The following is a 17,583-nucleotide window of genomic DNA, read 5'->3' as shown; positions in this document are numbered from 1 at the left end:
ATTTTAACCAATTAAAGGTATTATTTACTTAAATTAACAAGATTAAGAGAGTGAGAAGTTATGAGAAAAATTATCACCTTTATCGGCAGTCTGCTGCTGGCGGCTGGTCTGATTGTCAGCCTGCCTGCATCCCCTGCTTCAGCTGCACAAAGCCGCAATCCCAAGACAATCCGCGTTGGATTCGTCCCTTCTGAGAATGCGTCAACCATGCAGGCCCGCGCCATCCCGTTAGGAAAAATGTTATCCAAACGCTTAGGCAAAAAAGTCCAGGTCACCGTTTCCACTGATTATAATTCGATCGTCGAGGCCCTAGGCTCCGGCAAAATCGATGTTGGTTTCCTACCGCCTGCAAGCTACGTCCAGGCACACAAGCAGTATGGATCCAAAGTCCTGCTTCAAGTCGTACGAAACGGCATCAATCACGACGGCTCCAATCAAAAGAAAATGGTCAGCTGGTACCGGTCACTGATTCTTGTCCGCAAGGATTCCAATATCAAGAGCTTAAAAGACCTCGAAGGCAAAAATATCGCGGTCCAGGATTCGACCAGTTCTTCGGGTTACATCTTCCCGATCTACTACCTGAATGCTAAAGGAATCGATGTTGTGAAAAATGCCCATCTCGTTACTGTCAAAGGCCATGATCAAGGGGTTCTGGCCTTGGCAAACAAGCAGGCAGACGCTGCATTCGTTTATCAGGATGCCCGCAACCTCGTCAAGAGCGATGTGCCTAACATTTTCAAAGACACGCGGATTTTGGCACAGACCATGAAGATTCCTAATGATACGATCACGGTTCGCAAGACTTTGTCTTCTTCGCTGGATCAGAAAATTTCTAAAGCCTTCATGCAAATCGTGAAGACGAAAAAAGGCAAAAAGCTCGTCGAAAACCTTTATGGCATCGCCGGCTTTGAGCGTTCGAAAAATAGTAACTTCAATGTTGTCAGAAAAGCCTATAATTCAATCACACAAGGCAACTAATATATAGTAGAAAACAAGTCGAAAGGCTTGTTTTTTTGTGGGTTCGATTCCGGGCTGGGCCATTGTGAACATAAAACCAGTATCGTTAAAATAAAGATAACTAAAGTTGTTCAAAAATTCCAAGCAATTTCGTGATGGCTGGGCGTTTAATGTTAGATCCAGAAAAGCCAGGATCTTTATAAACTTGATAGACGGTCCAATCTTTCACTTCAACGTATATAAGTTAATTTAGAGATCTGCTCATCAATCGAATAGCCGCTTTCAGCTTGCTCCAGAGTAAAGACCCGTAGATAGATATATGGTTACTTTTTTCATAACTATTTGTAGGAAACATTTATCAATCAAACAAAACATTCGTGAACATTTTGCCTAATTCTGTCAAAATCACATATCCTCTTTCTGATTCCAAATGACAGTCTGGCATGAATTTTTCTTGAGGCACTTTAATGCTTTTGAAATAATTTTCAGCAGAAATATACTGCTTTTGAAATAATTCATGCTTCAGTTCTCGACCTCTATACCTAACCATAAGGCCAGCACTTTCTAGGAGATTAATATTTAATGCATCATTTTCCATTGATCCATCTGGATATACCAGGATTCCATCTAAAAGAGGAAATTGAGTGCCAATGGAATTTTGCTGAACCATATTGATGACGACGGAGTTAAAATGTGATACTTTAGTTTTTTCATACCACTTTTTTAGGAATCCAGCTTCCTTTGGTGACATGTTTGATAGGAGAGATGAAAATAGTGGGACCAAATTTTCATTTTTTCTTTTATCAAAAGTTGTTGCAATCAGTTTCGCGAACATTTCTCTCAAACCTTCATCACCTAATTGGAACCGTGAATCGTTAAGTGCTTTGATTGCCATTCCAAATTTATCAGTTGCTAGTTGGTCCTCGGGTATAGTATTTAAATTCTTTTGTATTTTATTTTGATAGTCATCAATGTCCTGTTGTTGACAAAGTGACCACTTTAGAAGCGGTTTTGTAATTGCTGTTACCAATCCCCCTGCAAGAATGCCAAGATCTTTGCAAGTCGGATATAAAAGTGCGTCCATGCTTTTTTCAGGTAGTATTTGTCCTAAATCAAAGTTAATATCTCCAGCCATGATAGTGTTTCCCTTCTTCATATTTCCGATTAGACTTCATATAAAATTTAATGTCAGTTACGATGTCAATAAAATTTTCATAAATGCATGTGTTTTTTAACCTGATGAAGTTTACTGTCTATAAACTATTCGTCAAAAATTATTTTTTTGAAAGCCGCCTTCATTTCTGACACGTTTTCGTAGCGATTATTTATGTTCAAGTCAGTGGCTTTCTGCATAAAATGATCAAATTGTTCATTTTTAGTTGTTTTAAATGATTCTTTCCCGGTCATAACGAAATTGATTACTAGTGCAATAGAGTAGATTTCGTTCTTAATCCCATAGTGCTTAAAGTCATAGTCCGGTAAAGCAGGGTCGATGTATTTTAGATGGCCCTTGACTTCACTAACGCTTTCGGTAATTTCACTATTAGGAATTTTTGCCAAATTGAAGTCGGATAATTTAACAACAATTGTTTGATCTCCATACTGATTAATTAAAATATTTTTTGGATTAACATCTCGCTGAAGTTCTCCTTGATCATGCACATATTTATATGCGGCAAATAACTGGTTAACTATTGAAAATCTTGTCGATTTATTGAAATCTGGTTTGTTATTATTGTGATTTATAAATTTGTCTAGATCAGATTTCATGTACTCCATAGTGTACGTGTTGTTGGTCTCATTGTAATCGTAGACTTTGACGATATAAGGCGAGTCCAATTTTCGTAAAATTGCAAATTCTTGTTTGAATCGTCTTAGCTCTTGGTCATTAAGATCTGGCTGAGCAGACTTTAGAATAAAAGTGGTTTTGTAAAATGGATCGTTATATTTATATATCCTGGCATATGATCCTTGGCCAATTAATTGCTTGTTGATCCAATTGCTTTCGTTACTTCTCTTAATGTTAAATTTCTCAGATTTCAAAAAAATAGGTTTCTTCAAATAAAGAGTAACTTCTGCAGTGTGCGGTGGAATAACGCTTCCACCTGTAGGCTTTAGAAACTTGAGCGAATTATCAAAAATATTTTTATAATAAGAATCAATTTGAAACTCATCTTCATTGCCCACCAAAAAATCTTGCAGTCTTTCGATTGTTCTAATATGTGACAGAATTTTCCTGCTCTCAGGGGCCCAAAAGTATGCTTCATTATCATCCGTTGGAAGCCGTTGATTCATAGCGAAACTATCTGTGACATAATCGCTACTTATTAAGCTCTGTAAAGTTGAGAGAAGATTTATTAAATCTGAATTCTTGAAATCCACATATAAGTCCTGAAAATCTAAATTTATATCTTTATCAAGCTTCTGCAACTCTGCAGCTATGAAATTATCTAAATCTCCATTTGACATCTTATTAACCTTTAATTCGCTTCTTTCGACTCATAGCTAGTTATCACTTATAGGTAAATTAAAGTATGAAATCCTTCCATGGATTTAAACATGCCCTGATTTTGCAAAGTTGTATGTTCGATAGCGACTATTTCATAGCCGTCTTCTTGCATTTTATCGACAATGTAGCCAACTTGAGTCGTATATTTAGATTCAACACCAAACACCTGGTCGATCCATTTACTGAAGCTCGTGATCATGACAATATGTTTATTGCCGTCTTTAGCATGTAGGTTAGGCAAAACGCTGTTTGTATAAACATTCTCGCTGCTGTTTTTCTGTGACTGTGAAAATAATCCCATTTTCATTTTCCTTGGTGGATTAACGTGGTCGCAGCACGTATGTACGTTAAGCTCATAGTAATTAACTGATTACATTAATAACGGCCAAGAAACCAATTGATACTTTCATTCAGTGCGTCAGCGAGTTTGAGAATATTCTCAAATCTTGGTACTGCTTTTCCTTCTTTCCATCGATTAATTGTGGATAGACTAATACCGCTTGTATGAGCAAGGTCGCTGTATGTCAGATCAGAATTATCAACGGCTTGACGTAGTTGACTTGCAAAATATTGTTTTTCAGTGTCACTCATTTTGTGTTATTTCCTTTCACTCTCAATAAGATCGATTCTCTTCAGTACTTCATCTAGTTTTTTATCAATATCATTGTTGGAAATATCGTCCTTCGTTAACCAACTTGCCAATGCACCGGTGAAATACCCAACTAGTCCAATTCCGGTAAACATGAGAATAATATTGACGATCTTAATCACCATTTTGGTAGCAGTGAATGGGGACCCGCTTGTTGTCGCTACACCTAGGGCCCAAAATAGGCCATCTAGAAAGTTATCTTTTTGGTAAAAGGCGAATAACAATCCTGAAATGATCAGGATGATGCCGGTAATGATAAAAGCAATATAGACTTTTGTTTCGATAAGAAAGTCTTTGGTTTTATGCAGAAAACGGCCAGCGAAGGCGAAGACTCTCACGATTCTTAAAATTCTAAATGCCGGGAACGCATTAAAGGGGATGATTGAGATGAGTTCTATGATATGGTGCTTTAAATAATTTCTTTTATCTTTAGCTAGATTGAATTCAAAAAAATAGTCAAAAACAAAAATGATCCAAATTCCCCAGTCTGCAAAAATAAGCGGTGCTTTTGATGTGTCCATGAATGCTAGTGGGATGGAGATTGCAGCAAGTAAATATAAAAAGATATTTAATATTTTTGTTTTCATTTTCTTAGTGAATTAAAGTGGCCGCAGTATGTACTTTTGTATTCAGCTTTTGACTAGCAATTGCTAGACTTTGATGAAATTCAAAAGCTTCAGCATTTTCCGTAACATCGACAGTTAAATCTTTGTGTTTGGCCAAAACATCTTCAATATCTTTCAAAGGAACTTTGAAATATTCTTTTCTGAGGTTAACTTGATTTACTTTGTATTTGTCAAACGTTTGGTGCAGTTCGGTTTCAAGCCCATAAGCATCTTCACTAAAAATCATTGTATGAACATCAAATCTGAATGGCACAGATGCGCTACTAAGCTCCGCAATACGTTCATAGGGATCTAGACGCCTCGTTACTCCAATTTTAAAAATTCCTTCTCCAAATGAACCGATGTTAGAAATTACATAAACATAACCAGCCGTGGCATGCCCTTCCCGATAGTCAACACTTTCTTCTTCCGCACTCAAATCGGCCATTTTTTGTCTATATTCTTCCAACTGCTGTTTTAATTTGGCTATTTCAGTTGATGCCGCATTTTGTAAACGCTCTTGAGTTTTTAGAATTGCATTCTGGTATTGATGCTTATCTTTTTCAATTTGTTTTCTAGCATTCTTAATTTCTTCTTGGAGTTTTTTATCTTCTCGTTCCTTTTCTCTTTGTTCTCTCAATGCCTCTCTTTCTTCTTCTTTTTTAAGTTCGTATTCCGCCGCCAACTTAAGTTCATCTTGTTTCAGTCTCAGGTAGGCTTCAGAGATGGACATATATTGTTTTTTGAAAATTCTATTGAGAGAAACAAAAATTCTGCCCAGTTGTTTATTCCTTTGCTCCCAGTTGCTTGCTGTTACTTTGTATATAATCGCGTCTGCTTCGCCGTTAAAGCATCGTGTTAATGCTTTTGCCTGTGAATTCTGTAATGCTTCACCTTTGTCATAATCTCCGTTCAGGGATACCCGTTCCTTTATCATCACGGCGTCTCCAGTATCAATCATTAATTTTTCGTTCTCACGAATTCTAGCGAGTTTATCTTTGTAATTTAACGAACTTGCGAAATTATATCTTGGTATGAAAAGTCCTGATTCTTGAACATTGTTTTCAGACTTGATTTTATCCAATAAATTAGTAAGGTTTTCGTGGGCTTTCTTTTGAAGATCTAATATTTGACTGAGTTCCTTATCTGCTGAAATCGATTGGTTAATGTTGTCAAACTCATTTCGAGAAACAGCAATTGTCTCTTTTAATTTTTTTAATTGGACTTTATTTTTTTCAATTTTGGCACGAAGCTTGAGAAGTTCTTGCTTATTTTTTTCAATTTCTTCCTTCGAATAGATTTTCCTATTAATGAAATTTGATAGATCGTTTTTAATTCCCATTTTTTCAATCCTTTGCCAAACAGCTAGTGTGTTATAAACGCTCATTATTAATTCATTTTATCTTATCCGGTTTTACGTGGTCGCTGCACGTGCGTTTTTAAATAATTCCACTTACAGAGTACAGATACACGCCCACGATAATGACACTTGGATCCTCGTCTTTTATATGTTTTTCAGTATATGGAAATGGCTTATAAATGGGATCGTAACTATCAGGCTCAAGATAAATGCCATCGGGCCGCTTATAAACTCTTTTCAAGGTACCTGCATCGTTATTAATGATGGCCACTACGATATTCCCATTATCGAAATCGGATGTTTTATGAATCACAGCAACGGCGTTTTCAGCAATGCTGGCTTTGGTCATGGAGTCTCCAACCACGCGTAAACCCATCAATTCATCTAAACCGTATTTATCGACCAAACTTTTTTGGGTGTAATTGCACCCTCAATATTTTCTTGAACGCCAGATGGCGCACCTGCAAAAATCCGGCCATAAATGGGTAATTGGGGAACCTCCTCATCTTTAAAAATGAGAGGGGATGACTAATGTTGATATTAGAATCAAAATCATCCGTACCACTTGGAACAAATCCTGCAGCCTGATAGAGAATTGATTTTTCTGCTCTAAGGCTACTTGATAACTGATTAAGCACCTTCATACTTGGCACTGACCTCATATTTCTTTCCAATAGTAAGATACAAGAATAATATGAACCCGAGTTAATTGACATTGGGTCATCATTTTATCTTTTCTTAAATTTTTTGATAGTCCTACTAAACGTTATCATATCAATATATTACCTTGATTTTGACAATAGAATAACAAATTTATGATAAAGCGCAACTTAAATCTTGATGAAATAAGCAAATATTGGCGTTATCACTTCCTAAATAACGCCGACTCAACTAAAAGAATTGACAATTACGCAAAAGTAACAGTAGGTGCATCGACTTACTAACCAATATTGCAGCCAGATCAATAATAAATAGACAAATTGAAGCCCACCAGACTACTTTTTGGTAGACTTTTTTGTGTATCTTTTTGGTCTATTTTGTTTCTTAGATTTTCTGGAATTCTTTTATAAAATTCATCGTTTTCTTTCAGAATTTTGACAGTGTGGCAAGCAATCTGGTGAACAGAATTTAGGTTTGAAATGATAGTGCCCCCTCTCAATTCTTTGTTATCGGAAAATTCCTCTTCAAAACAACTTCGTAGCCTATGGCGTTCCTATAATTTGATCACACAAGGCAACTAATATACAGTAGAAAACAAATCGAAAGGCTTGTTTTTTTGTGGGTTCGATTCCAGATCAAACTATGAGACTCGGCCGTTTTCACATAAGAATTCAGTTTGCCAATTTATACAAATAGCCAATATCGTCAGTCACGACTTCCCCTGTCTCCTCATCAATATAGCCATTAAATAAAAGCCCGCGATCATGGAGATGGTTTAAAGCAACAACTAGATCGGCTTCATCTAAATCTGTCAATGCTTGCAGATCTTCAAAGTCCATCATTTTCAGCCTGTAATCAGTAGACGGCAGATCACGGACAGCTTGGATAATTATTTGCTCGTTAGTCATAGGAAAATTATACGAACATGTGTTCGCAATGACAAGATCAAAGTCAAAAAAACACCCCCCGAATTTAATTGAGAATGTTTTTCTGACCGTTTGCGACCCTAAAAATAAGTTGGCAGCTGATCCTTTGCTGGATGAAAATCCTCAGGATAATACATCAGCGTCGTATCGGAATAAGACTGGTTTTCCTGACTGACAGCCTGAAAGCCCAGCCGCATATAAAAAGATGGATCAATATCGCTGAATAAAAAGAAATTAAATGCCAGATGGGCAGTCATGAATTGTCTAAGCATAGCCGTTGCATAACCTTGATGCCGGCTAACCGGATCAGTCGAGACCGATCCGATCCCTAATACATGATTAGACAGCTCATAAATAATTAACGAACTCAGCAGCTGGCCTTGTTCTTCAAGAACCCACCAAGTGCCCCGCTGATATTTAGTCGAAGAACGACATTCCTGTAAATAAGCTGCGACTGATTGATGCTCGCCCCAGGCGTCGTAGCCCATCATATATATTTGAGTGAGTTCGACCGGTGATGCTTTTCTTAGTGTGACCAATATAAAAATTACCTCGTGATCGTTTATTGTTGAAACAAATAATAGCTTGATTAATCATCACGATCGCCCCCTCTCATCGATACTTTTTATTATCACGCAAAAGCGCTAGGAAAAATCTACTTAAGAGTAAAATGAGGCGGTAAGGCAGAATTCACAAGCACGGCAGGGAGGGATGATTATGTATCTGGCTCTAAAGGAAATTCGTCACGAGAAACTGCGCTACACGCTGATCACGGCCATGATTGTCCTGATTAGCTACCTGATTTTTATTCTGTCGGGGCTGGCAAACGGCTTAGCGAGCGAGAACACGCAGGCAATCACCTCCTGGCACACAAAAACTGTCCTCTTGAATCGCGACGCTAATGTGAATTTGTCGCAATCCACGATCACAAAGAAACAGCTCGCTGCAACCAACCTGACGAAAAGCCAAGCAATTGTCGGACAAGCAGCAATCGTTGTCAAAAGCAGCAATCGCGAAAAAGAATCGGCACAGTTTATCGGACTCGACAAAAGCCAATATATTGCAAAAAACCTCGTGGCCAGCAGCGGCCGCCGTTTTCGCAAGCAGCACGAAGTCATCGTCGATCAGCAATTTAAATCCGAGGGCTACAAGATCGGAGACAAAATCAAATTCAATTCCGCGTCCAACCAGTATACAATCGTCGGTTTTACTAAAAATGCGAAGCTGAACATCGCTCCTATCGTATACGGACAGATAGCCGTTTGGAAAAAGTTGCGTCCTTTTCCTGGCGGTCAAGTTGCTGCCAGTGCGATCATTTCAAAAACAGCTCATTTTACTGCCGGTGTCAAAGGTTTAAAACGGTATAGCAGTCACTACTTCATCTCCAAATTGCCCGGCTATTCAGCACAGAACACGACTTTTGCCTTTATGATCGGATTTTTGATGGTCATTTCATTGGTTGTGATTGCCGTCTTCCTGTACATCCTCACAATTCAGGCTTTGCCAACCTATGCCGTACTACGCGCGCAAGGTATTCCCGGAGCTAAACTTGTCAATACGATTATCAGCCAATCACTGGTCTTAATGATCATCGGCATCATTGGCGGTGCTTTATTAACGGCTGTTACAGCCAGCTTGATTCCCTTCGGCGTCCCGCTCTCCTTTAATCTGGTCATGCTGTCGCTGATTACTCTAGGTTTGATGGTCATGGGGATTGTCGGTGCGGCGCTGCCAGCAAGAAAAATCGCGAAAATTGATCCGGTCAGCGTTATTGGAGGCTAATATGGCAGCAATTGAATTAAAAAAAGTCAATCATTATTTCGGTTCCGGCAGCAGCCTTGTTCATGTCTTACAGGACATTAATTTTTCTGCGGAAAAAGGACAATTGGTACTGATTGTCGGCCCTTCAGGTTCTGGCAAGAGTACCTTTTTGACAATTGCCGGCGGTCTGCAGACAGCCTCTTCGGGTGATGTTTCAATCGAAGGCCAATCAATTAATCAGTTAAGCCGCGAACAAAGCGATCAATTAAGACTGTCCCACATTGGTTTTGTCCTGCAATCATACGCCTTAGTGCCCTATTTAAAAGTCAGCGAGCAGTTGGCTTTTGTCGATCGGATCAAGCCGGAAGGTAATCTGAATGCAGAGGAGCTAAAGGAACTGTTTGCCCAATTAGGTATCGAAGATTTGGTCAACAAATATCCCGGACAACTATCCGGTGGACAAAGACAGCGCGTGGCGATCGCCAGAGCCGTTTACACAAATCCGGAAGTGATTCTTGCCGACGAACCCAGTGCCGCTTTGGATTCGGACCGTGTCGTTAAAATCGGACAACTCTTTAAGGAACTGGCTGAACAGCGTGACAAAGCCGTCGTCATCGTCACGCATGATACACGTTTGATGCCTTTTGCTGATAAAATTTATGAAATAATGGATGGGAAGATGAGCTTGCATGACAAATAAAATGATCGCGGACCGCATCGCCAATCTGAATCAAAGGCCAGATCAATACTGTGAATTTGTCACGGATAATGCAGCGGAAATTCAGCTTGATTTAGCCGATTCGGATGTGACTGTTGTCGATCAAGACGACTGCCTGCTGGTCTTGGATCAATATGCAGTCGGCAAAGAATGGTTCGTCGAAGTCTGGGGACCCTTTTTTCAGGGTACTGTTTTCCCGGAAATAGCACTGGCGGAAAATCTGAAAAAATCTATCTCGCACTTTCCTGCACAAATCAATTTCTTTTATGGATTGGAAAACGCCGCACTCGCCAATTGGTTGAAAAGCCATCAGGCGGCGTTGACCCGGCAGACTATTTGGCAGGTTTACCCCGTAGCTATGAGGCCATCTAGCCTGCGCTTTGAGGCTTATGAAAATCCGCTTCCAAAGGAAAAAGCAGAAGAAGCTCTCAAGCTGCATCATCAAATGTTTCATGATGATGCTGTTGCCGATATCTCAGCTGAACATCCCCTCTTTTTGGCCTACCAAGGGAGACAATTGTGCGGATACGCGCTCGTCGAGGTCGAAGAAACCTTGGCACGCCTGCTTTTTGTAGCTGTGGCGCCGGCATTCAGACATCAATCTATTGCGACAAATTTAATCGCTTTTCTTTGGCAATATTTATATATGTCTGACAGTGGTAAAACCATGACCCTGGTTCAGTCCGAAAAAGCTGAAGCGGCTGGATTGTTATATGAGCATCTCGGCTTTAAGAAGCTGCGAGTTTTGGAGTCAGCCGCGATGACAATGGATTAGATTGATTATCGTTTACCTGCAAGATGATATACATATGGAAGCAGAATTAATGCTGCGCTGATTTTTATCCCGGATCGCGCTATACTGGCGGCATCAGAGAGGAAACGCGATGACTGACAAAGTGACAAAAGCAAAACGCTGGCGGTGGTTGCATCTAGCCTTTGATATTTTCGACATTTTTATAACTCTCTTCTTTGTCTTTACGGTGAATTTACTGATTTTTTCACAGCAGCCGGATGTCCTGAGCACGCTGGGCAAATACATGACTGGGATCATTGCATCGGCCTTTCTGATTTTTTTCGGTGTCATCAACACTTATCGCGCTTTTAAAAAAGACGGATTTATCCATAAGAAAAACAAGTCGTGAGGCTTGTTTTTTTGTGGGTTCGACTCCCACCGACGGCATCAAACCCTTTTTTCACAAATAATCTGATTTTTTCTCATTTTTTAACTCAAATCGATATGCTAATATATTCTCAAACTTAAGGGGATTTAAGTGTCTAATTTTAGAAAATTTATGTTAGCGCTGATTATCGGTGTCATTGCCCTAATCAGCCAATTTGTCTTTGCAGCCGGCGCCGTTGCTTACTGGCTGATTCTGCTAGCTGGGGGGCTGACCACGATTTCCATGCTGATCGGCATGATCAAAACCATCCGCAGCGGTAAATACGGTGTCGATATTCTGGCGATTACAGCCATCGTCGCGACTTTGGCCGTTGGTGAATATTGGGCCAGCCTGATCGTCTTGATTATGCTGACTGGCGGTGACAGTTTGGAAGATTACGCAAGCCGCCAGCCCTCTCGCGAACTTCGGTCATTGTTGGATAATTCGCCGCATACGGCTCACAAAATCAGCGACCAGCAGACAACCGATCTGCCAGTCGAAGCCGTCAAAATCGGCGATATCATTCTTGTCAAACCCGGCGAGACAGTGCCAGTCGATGGCATGATCATTTCCGGCGAGTCGACCGTTGACGAATCATCTCTAACCGGTGAATCGCGAGCTGTTACAAAAGATGCCGATGATATGCTGATGTCCGGATCTGTCAATGGTGATGGTGCTTTGCAGTTTCGCGTCACGAAAATCGCTTCAGACAGCCAATATCAAAGGCTGGTTCGCTTAGTCAAGGAATCTGAAGCCAAGCCAGCACATTTTGTCAGACTTGCTGACCATTATGCAGTACCATTCACCCTGATTGCCTATCTAATCGGGGGCATTGCCTGGTTTCTCGCTAAGGACCCGGTCCGATTTGCTGAAGTGCTGGTCGTGGCTTCACCCTGCCCTTTGATTTTAGCCGCCCCAGTCGCATTAGTCGCTGGTATGAGCCGTTCCAGCCGTAAAGGCATCGTTGTTAAAAACGGGACGACAATTGAAAAATTAGCGAAAGCCAAAAGTGCCGCCTTTGATAAGACAGGTACGATTACGGCCGGAAGTCTCTTCGTTGACCAGATCGAATCAGCGGATGCTGCACTTTCCGCAGACCGCCTGCTGATTCTAGCAGCCAGTGCCGAGCAGGATTCTTCACACATCTTGGCCCGTTCATTATTGACCGATGCTAAAAATAAAAAAATCCACTTGCTGCCTGTCACAAACTTAGCCGAAGTCACAGGACAAGGGATTAAAGCTGAAGTTGATGGCCAGCAAATCGCTGTCGGTAAAGCCGCGTTTGCCCAAAATCCAGCCACAGATCTACCGGATCAGACGGCCGTCTATGTCTCAATTGATGGTAAATACGCTGGATCAATCACTTTTAAAGATACGGTCCGGCCTGAAGCCAAAGACACACTGGCTCGGCTAAAAGAATTGGGATTGTCCAAACTAATCATGCTGACTGGTGATCAGCAGCCTGTCGCCGATAAGATTGCAGCCGGACTGGCACTTGATGAGATCCATGCCCAGTGCCTGCCTGAAGATAAGATCAGCCTGATCAATAATATTCCCAAACAATACAAACCAATTATCATGGTCGGTGATGGCGTCAATGATGCCCCTGCTTTGGCCGCTGCGGATGTCGGTATCGCCATGGGTGCTCACGGATCAACTGCCGCCAGCGAAAGTGCTGATGCCGTTATTTTAAAGGACGACTTGTCGCGTGTTGCTGAAGCCGTCGATATCTCGCAAGACACGATGAGAATCGCTCGGCAATCTGTACTGATCGGCATCGGCATCTGTGTTTTCTTGATGCTTGTCGCCAGCACCGGCGTCATCCCCGCCTTATTTGGAGCCGCTTTGCAAGAAGTGGTTGATTCCGTTTCCATCCTGTCATCCTTGCGGGCCAGAAGAGATCATTAAAAAACTCCTTAATCAAATAAGGAGTTTTTTAATAAAAAGCATAAAGAAGTTACCTTTGATTCTTTTTGTTTATCCAATCAGTTGACAAGTCCATGGCCGCACGAGCAGCCCAAGTCTGATCCAAAGTATTCAGCATCACGAAATCATGAATCATACCTTGAAAACGAACTTGCGTTACTTCAACACCAGCATCACGCAGCCTGCGCGCATAAGCTTCGCCTTCATCACGCAAGACATCTGCTTCGTCAGTCAGAATCATGGCTGCCGGTAAATCTGCCAAATCTTCTAAACTGGCACGCAGCGGCGAAGCTGTAATTTCGGCACGAGCTTTTTCGTCAGTCGTATATTGATTCCGGAACCAGAGCATCCCCTCTTTGGTCAGATAGTAGTTATCACCAAATTCGTCATAAGAGACTGTGTCCATCGCAGCATCGGTCACAGGATAATAAAGCAGCTGCTGATTAATTTTCTGGCCACCACGCTGTTTGGCCAAAATTGTCATGACTGTCGACATATTGCCACCGACTGAATCGCCAGCTACAGTCAGACGGCTCAAGTCCAAATTCTCTTGGTCCTGCCAATCAGATAATTTCTGCAGCGTTGCGAAATTCTGTTCGATTGCAGTTGGATATTGTGCTTCCGGAGAACCAGAATATTCTGGAAAAACGACGACTTACTTCCTTTAGATGATCACTTGTGTTCCATTCTTCATGCCACTTCCAGAGCTATCCAGCGTTTGTACCACCCGAGTTTGGCAGAGGTGGACCTAACCTATCCGCAATATCTGGCACTCGTGATTTTATACGAACATGATGATTTAACGGTTAAACGGCTTGGTCAATATTTGGAACTAGATAGCGGCACAATTACCCCTTTACTGAAGCGTATGGAAAAAGCCGAATTACTAACGCGGACGCGCGAACAAGACGATGAACGGATTGTCTATGCGAGTCTGACTGAAGCCGGCAGAAAAAAGCGCGAAGAGCACAGGATTCACCAAAAGTATTATTAGACCGCAGCCAGTTATCGTCACAAGAATGGCAAGAATTGATGCGTTTTGCTAATAAATTACTCGGAAATGTCGATCAAGATGCCTTAATCAAACAGTAAAACGGCTTCGGCTGTTTTTTAGTCTAATCGCAATTAGTGTTAATATGATCTATATTCTGGATATCTCATTTAAGGATTAACGGATGAAAAATAAAAATCATTTCAGCAAAAAAACGATTGGTGGTTTGATCGCCTTAGGCATCGTCTACGGCGACATTGGTACCTCGCCTCTGTATGTAATGAATGCAATTGTGTCAGATGCAGGTGGCTTGAAAAACGCCGACAGTACCTACATCATCGGTTGTTTGTCACTCATTTTCTGGACACTAATGCTGATCACGACAATCAAATATGTGCTGCTGGCCATGCAAGCGGATAACCACCATGAAGGCGGCATCTTTTCCTTGTACGCGCTTGTCAGAAATAGAGCAAAATGGCTGATCCTGCCGGCCTTAATTGGTGGAGCTGCCCTATTAGCCGATGGCACTTTGACGCCAGCCGTCACGGTCACTTCTGCAATTGAAGGATTAAAAGGCGAGCAGATTGGTATCGTTCGTTTCGGCCAATCTCAGTGGCCGGTCATTTTGACCGTGACAATCATTTTATTGTTTGTTTTTCTCTTCCAACGTTTAGGTGCTTCGTCAATCGGCAAACTTTTTGGCCCTCTGATGCTGATTTGGTTCTCTTTTATTGGCATTTTCGGGCTGATCAATCTGTTCGGCCACTGGGAAATACTCAAAGCTCTCTCACCAATTTATGGTATCCAAGTCTTATTCAGCCCTGATAATAAAATGGGATTTTTCATTCTCGGTAGCATCTTTTTAGCGACCACTGGTGCCGAGGCCTTGTATTCTGATATGGGCCACGTCGGAAAAGCCAACATTTATCGTACTTGGCCTCTGGTCTATCTTAGCCTCATGCTCAGTTACTTTGGCCAAGGTGCTTGGGTTATTTCTCAGAATAAAAACAGTATCGGCGAAGCTAATCCTTTTTATAGTATGCTGCCGGCTGATTGGCATGCCGCAGCAATCATTATTGCGACAATTGCTGCGATTATTGCCTCACAAGCACTGATCACGGGTTCCTTTACGCTAGTCAGCGAAGCCATCGGCCTCAAACTGTTGCCGAGACTTAAAATCACCTATCCTGGCAAAATCAAAAGCCAATCCTATATTGCCAGCGTAAACTGGCTGCTGTGCCTCACGACACTGATAATCGTCTGGCTTTTTCAGACCTCGGATCATATGGAAGCCGCTTACGGTTTGGCCATCACCGTGACGATGCTGATGACAACGCTGCTGCTTCACCAGTTTCTCATGATGAATAAACATCGCCTGTTAGCCAGTGTCTTCGTGATCTTTTTTGGATTCTTGGAGGGCGTCTTCTTGATTTCAAGTCTGATCAAATTTGTCCACGGCGGCTATCTGACTCTGCTAATCACACTTGTCATTCTCATGGTCATGATCTTCTGGCATTTTGGCAACGAAATCAGACGTTCTTATACCGCTGACAGCCAATACCTGTCTTTAAAAGAAGCAACGCCCAAGCTCCAGCAACTTAGTGATGACAATTCGCTGCCTCTGTACGCAACAAATCTGATTTACATGAACCGGGTCAAAGACAATTACCAGATTAAACGGCATGTTTTGTACTCGATCTTTGATGAACGGCCTAAAAGGGCTAAAGTCTATTGGTTCTTCACAGTCAATCAGACTGACTATCCTTACGGTGCCAGCTATACAGTCGACATGCTGGGTACAAGAAACATTGTTGACGTTCAGCTGTATTTGGGTTTTAAAAAATCTCAGCACATCACACGTTACCTAAGACGGATTGTCAACGACTTGATCGAGGCCGATGTGATTGACCGCCAGGTTCCCCGTTATTCGACGATTCCTGACCGGCAAGTCGGTGATTTCAGATTCGTGTTATTAAATCAGCGTGTACAGGACTTAAATTTTTTGCCGAATATCAAACGTCTCGATAAGTTTTTAATTTCCGGCCGGCTTTTCTTGCAACGGATCACAGCCTCTCAGCCAGCTTGGTATGGACTAGAATTTAGTGAATTCGTTGAAGAAACCGTCCCGCTGTTTATGAGTGAAAGCAGTCGAATTGATCTGATTCGAACAGAAACTAAAAATCAGGACCAAGGCTCTTAAACCGGAGCCTTTTTGTGTCTTTTTAAAGACAGCAGGACAATGGCGATAAGAATATGCAGCAGAAAAACCGTGACAAACAAGCTCGGATAGCTAAAACTCGTTACCAAAAAGCCGCCAATTGCAGGGCCGATTGCACGCCCTAATGATCCGGCCAGACTGCCGAAAGATTGAATACGACCGCGATTTTCGTCAGTCGCAAAGCGGTTCAGCATGGACGGAATCGCCGGAAAAGCTAAGATTTCGCCAAAAGTCAAAATGACAATTCCCACAACAAATTGCCAATAATTGCTGGCATCAATGATGACTAAGTACGAGAAGGAAAACATGACAATCCCGGAAATAATCCGCCATTTATCTGCGCGGAAAGTATCTCTGAAAACGATTTTCGTTATCGGCTGAATAATCAGCAGCACGATCGCGTTAATCGTGAAGAGCACACTATATGCCTGCACTGAAATGCCTTGTGAAATCATAAAAGTGGAAATGTTCGTGTCCCACTGTTCATAGCCCATCCAAGCAATCACAAAGCTCAAGCAGACTAAAACAACCGGCCAAAGGTGCGGAAAAGAATGAGTTTTTTGGGCTTTGGAATTATTTAGTTTCGTGTTCTTCTCTACTGGATGAATGCTCAACCTGACGAGAATTAAAGTCAAAATGAAAAGAATTGTCGAAAATCCAAAGACCAGGCGGACGTTGATGCCAAACAAAATACCAGAAAGAAAACTCGCCAGACCTGATCCCAGACTAGCCAGCCAATAATTGTTGTTAAAAATCTGCGGATCGTCTTTTTTCAAAAAAGCCAGATAGCCGTTAACGCTCGCGTTTAAAATGCCCAGGCCAAAACCATAAGTGGCAACCAATAAGGAATATGTCAGCCAGATCGGAAAGATCGTGATCAAGGCCAGTGACACAACCGTGATCGCCCCGCCCAGATACATCGATTGTTTGGGCTGCCAGCGATCAAAGAGAAAACCGCCGAGCAAATTGCCGGCCATCTGAGCCAGCGAGAATGCCATCAATACAAATCCGGCGATCAGCAGACTTTTGCCAAGTGTCCGATGGATGAACAAAGTCGTGATCGGCATAATCAGCACAATGCCCATATTTATGAATAAACTTGCTAACAATACCAGCTTATTTTTGAACATACTCCCCCGCTTG

At 41.7% G+C, this 17,583-nt stretch carries 19 protein-coding genes and 2 pseudogenes; 8 read left to right on the top strand and 13 right to left on the bottom strand.

The window, feature by feature from the left end:
- Positions 1-60: 60 nt before the first annotated feature.
- Entirely contained in the window at positions 61-978 is a 918-nt protein-coding gene (locus OKIT_RS06230; protein ID WP_007746218.1) for a phosphate/phosphite/phosphonate ABC transporter substrate-binding protein, read from the top strand.
- Positions 979-1,099: 121 nt separating this feature from the next.
- Here OKIT_RS06230 and OKIT_RS09785 read toward each other — a convergent pair.
- The 11 genes and pseudogenes from OKIT_RS09785 to OKIT_RS06180 all read right to left on the bottom strand — a co-directional run.
- Positions 1,100-1,274: pseudogene (locus tag OKIT_RS09785) on the bottom strand (recombinase family protein); the annotation flags it as partial.
- 41 nt (positions 1,275-1,315) lie between these two features.
- Positions 1,316-2,092, bottom strand: a complete 777-nt coding sequence (locus tag OKIT_RS06225; RefSeq protein WP_007746217.1) for a DUF4393 domain-containing protein — start codon at positions 2,090-2,092, stop codon at positions 1,316-1,318.
- Between the two features lie 125 nt (positions 2,093-2,217).
- Complete coding sequence (locus tag OKIT_RS06220) at positions 2,218-3,426, bottom strand: protein kinase family protein (protein ID WP_007746210.1); 1,209 nt, start codon at positions 3,424-3,426, stop codon at positions 2,218-2,220.
- Positions 3,427-3,473: 47 nt separating this feature from the next.
- Complete coding sequence (locus OKIT_RS06215; RefSeq protein ID WP_007746208.1) at positions 3,474-3,767, bottom strand: hypothetical protein; 294 nt, start codon at positions 3,765-3,767, stop codon at positions 3,474-3,476.
- Positions 3,768-3,841: 74 nt separating this feature from the next.
- Positions 3,842-4,057 (bottom strand): helix-turn-helix domain-containing protein, encoded by a 216-nt coding sequence (locus OKIT_RS06210; RefSeq protein WP_007746207.1) that lies wholly within the window; start codon positions 4,055-4,057, stop codon positions 3,842-3,844.
- Positions 4,058-4,063: 6 nt separating this feature from the next.
- On the bottom strand, positions 4,064-4,702 hold the full coding sequence (locus OKIT_RS06205) for an ion channel (RefSeq protein WP_007746206.1): 639 nt from the start codon (positions 4,700-4,702) through the stop codon (positions 4,064-4,066).
- 4 nt (positions 4,703-4,706) lie between these two features.
- Complete coding sequence (locus OKIT_RS06200; RefSeq protein ID WP_007746205.1) at positions 4,707-6,107, bottom strand: SNIPE associated domain-containing protein; 1,401 nt, start codon at positions 6,105-6,107, stop codon at positions 4,707-4,709.
- A 52-nt stretch (positions 6,108-6,159) separates the two neighbouring features.
- Positions 6,160-6,456 carry a LexA family protein gene (locus OKIT_RS06195; protein ID WP_148126081.1) on the bottom strand — a complete coding sequence of 99 codons (297 nt, stop codon included), beginning with the start codon at positions 6,454-6,456 and terminating at the stop codon, positions 6,160-6,162.
- Between the two features lie 19 nt (positions 6,457-6,475).
- Positions 6,476-6,733 (bottom strand): hypothetical protein, encoded by a 258-nt coding sequence (locus OKIT_RS09405; protein WP_148128076.1) that lies wholly within the window; start codon positions 6,731-6,733, stop codon positions 6,476-6,478.
- A 678-nt stretch (positions 6,734-7,411) separates the two neighbouring features.
- Entirely contained in the window at positions 7,412-7,648 is a 237-nt protein-coding gene (locus tag OKIT_RS06185) for a hypothetical protein (protein WP_028291744.1), read from the bottom strand.
- A gap of 98 nt (positions 7,649-7,746) precedes the next feature.
- On the bottom strand, positions 7,747-8,205 hold the full coding sequence (locus OKIT_RS06180) for a GNAT family N-acetyltransferase (RefSeq protein ID WP_007746201.1): 459 nt from the start codon (positions 8,203-8,205) through the stop codon (positions 7,747-7,749).
- A gap of 178 nt (positions 8,206-8,383) precedes the next feature.
- Here OKIT_RS06180 and OKIT_RS06175 point away from each other — a divergent pair, with 178 nt between their 5' ends.
- From OKIT_RS06175 to OKIT_RS06155, 5 genes are all read left to right on the top strand, one after another.
- Positions 8,384-9,448, top strand: coding sequence for an ABC transporter permease (locus tag OKIT_RS06175; protein ID WP_007746199.1), 1,065 nt, complete (start codon positions 8,384-8,386; stop codon positions 9,446-9,448).
- 1 nt (position 9,449) lies between these two features.
- Positions 9,450-10,127 carry an ABC transporter ATP-binding protein gene (locus OKIT_RS06170; RefSeq protein ID WP_007746198.1) on the top strand — a complete coding sequence of 226 codons (678 nt, stop codon included), beginning with the start codon at positions 9,450-9,452 and terminating at the stop codon, positions 10,125-10,127.
- Positions 10,117-10,920 (top strand): GNAT family N-acetyltransferase, encoded by an 804-nt coding sequence (locus OKIT_RS09400; RefSeq protein ID WP_007746197.1) that lies wholly within the window; start codon positions 10,117-10,119, stop codon positions 10,918-10,920. Before OKIT_RS06170 ends, OKIT_RS09400 begins: the two co-directional genes overlap by 11 nt.
- A 109-nt stretch (positions 10,921-11,029) precedes the next feature.
- Positions 11,030-11,287 carry a hypothetical protein gene (locus OKIT_RS06160; protein WP_007746196.1) on the top strand — a complete coding sequence of 86 codons (258 nt, stop codon included), beginning with the start codon at positions 11,030-11,032 and terminating at the stop codon, positions 11,285-11,287.
- A 129-nt stretch (positions 11,288-11,416) separates the two neighbouring features.
- Positions 11,417-13,213 (top strand): heavy metal translocating P-type ATPase, encoded by a 1,797-nt coding sequence (locus tag OKIT_RS06155; RefSeq protein ID WP_007746195.1) that lies wholly within the window; start codon positions 11,417-11,419, stop codon positions 13,211-13,213.
- 49 nt (positions 13,214-13,262) lie between these two features.
- On the opposite strand, the pseudogene OKIT_RS06150 reads toward OKIT_RS06155, so the two are convergent.
- A pseudogene (locus tag OKIT_RS06150) lies at positions 13,263-13,886 on the bottom strand (alpha/beta hydrolase); the annotation flags it as partial.
- A gap of 21 nt (positions 13,887-13,907) precedes the next feature.
- Here OKIT_RS06150 and OKIT_RS09650 point away from each other — a divergent pair.
- Positions 13,908-14,225: a MarR family winged helix-turn-helix transcriptional regulator gene (locus OKIT_RS09650; RefSeq protein WP_241778168.1), complete on the top strand. Its 318-nt coding sequence runs from the start codon at positions 13,908-13,910 to the stop codon at positions 14,223-14,225.
- A 181-nt stretch (positions 14,226-14,406) separates the two neighbouring features.
- A complete protein-coding gene (locus OKIT_RS06140; protein ID WP_007746192.1) occupies positions 14,407-16,422 on the top strand; it encodes a KUP/HAK/KT family potassium transporter in 2,016 nt (671 codons plus the stop codon).
- Here OKIT_RS06140 and OKIT_RS06135 read toward each other — a convergent pair.
- The gene (locus tag OKIT_RS06135) at positions 16,419-17,570 is read right to left on the bottom strand and encodes an MFS transporter (protein WP_081466746.1); all 1,152 of its coding nucleotides are present in this window, start codon (positions 17,568-17,570) and stop codon (positions 16,419-16,421) included. The genes OKIT_RS06140 and OKIT_RS06135 overlap by 4 nt on opposite strands.
- Positions 17,571-17,583 lie beyond the last annotated feature (13 nt).

Origin of the sequence: Oenococcus kitaharae DSM 17330 (genome assembly GCF_000241055.1) — a bacterium.
GTDB lineage: Bacteria > Bacillota > Bacilli > Lactobacillales > Lactobacillaceae > Oenococcus > Oenococcus kitaharae.
Note: the sequence above shows the minus strand (reverse complement) of the source record. Positions and strands in the feature narration are given on the sequence as shown.

What these genes read in the sequence shown, in the direction of transcription:
- OKIT_RS06135 (WP_081466746.1), bottom strand. Translation starts at nt 17,570, where the DNA reads ATGTTCAAAAATAAGCTGGTATTGTTAGCAAGTTTATTCATAAATATG.
- OKIT_RS06185 (WP_028291744.1), bottom strand. Translation starts at nt 7,648, where the DNA reads ATGACTAACGAGCAAATAATTATCCAAGCTGTCCGTGATCTGCCGTCT.
- OKIT_RS06225 (WP_007746217.1), bottom strand. Translation starts at nt 2,092, where the DNA reads ATGGCTGGAGATATTAACTTTGATTTAGGACAAATACTACCTGAAAAA.
- OKIT_RS06175 (WP_007746199.1), top strand. Translation starts at nt 8,384, where the DNA reads ATGTATCTGGCTCTAAAGGAAATTCGTCACGAGAAACTGCGCTACACG.
- OKIT_RS06170 (WP_007746198.1), top strand. Translation starts at nt 9,450, where the DNA reads ATGGCAGCAATTGAATTAAAAAAAGTCAATCATTATTTCGGTTCCGGC.
- OKIT_RS06140 (WP_007746192.1), top strand. Translation starts at nt 14,407, where the DNA reads ATGAAAAATAAAAATCATTTCAGCAAAAAAACGATTGGTGGTTTGATC.
- OKIT_RS06230 (WP_007746218.1), top strand. Translation starts at nt 61, where the DNA reads ATGAGAAAAATTATCACCTTTATCGGCAGTCTGCTGCTGGCGGCTGGT.
- OKIT_RS06215 (WP_007746208.1), bottom strand. Translation starts at nt 3,767, where the DNA reads ATGGGATTATTTTCACAGTCACAGAAAAACAGCAGCGAGAATGTTTAT.
- OKIT_RS09400 (WP_007746197.1), top strand. Translation starts at nt 10,117, where the DNA reads ATGACAAATAAAATGATCGCGGACCGCATCGCCAATCTGAATCAAAGG.
- OKIT_RS06220 (WP_007746210.1), bottom strand. Translation starts at nt 3,426, where the DNA reads ATGTCAAATGGAGATTTAGATAATTTCATAGCTGCAGAGTTGCAGAAG.
- OKIT_RS06160 (WP_007746196.1), top strand. Translation starts at nt 11,030, where the DNA reads ATGACTGACAAAGTGACAAAAGCAAAACGCTGGCGGTGGTTGCATCTA.
- OKIT_RS06205 (WP_007746206.1), bottom strand. Translation starts at nt 4,702, where the DNA reads ATGAAAACAAAAATATTAAATATCTTTTTATATTTACTTGCTGCAATC.
- OKIT_RS06195 (WP_148126081.1), bottom strand. Translation starts at nt 6,456, where the DNA reads ATGGGTTTACGCGTGGTTGGAGACTCCATGACCAAAGCCAGCATTGCT.
- OKIT_RS06200 (WP_007746205.1), bottom strand. Translation starts at nt 6,107, where the DNA reads ATGAGCGTTTATAACACACTAGCTGTTTGGCAAAGGATTGAAAAAATG.
- OKIT_RS06210 (WP_007746207.1), bottom strand. Translation starts at nt 4,057, where the DNA reads ATGAGTGACACTGAAAAACAATATTTTGCAAGTCAACTACGTCAAGCC.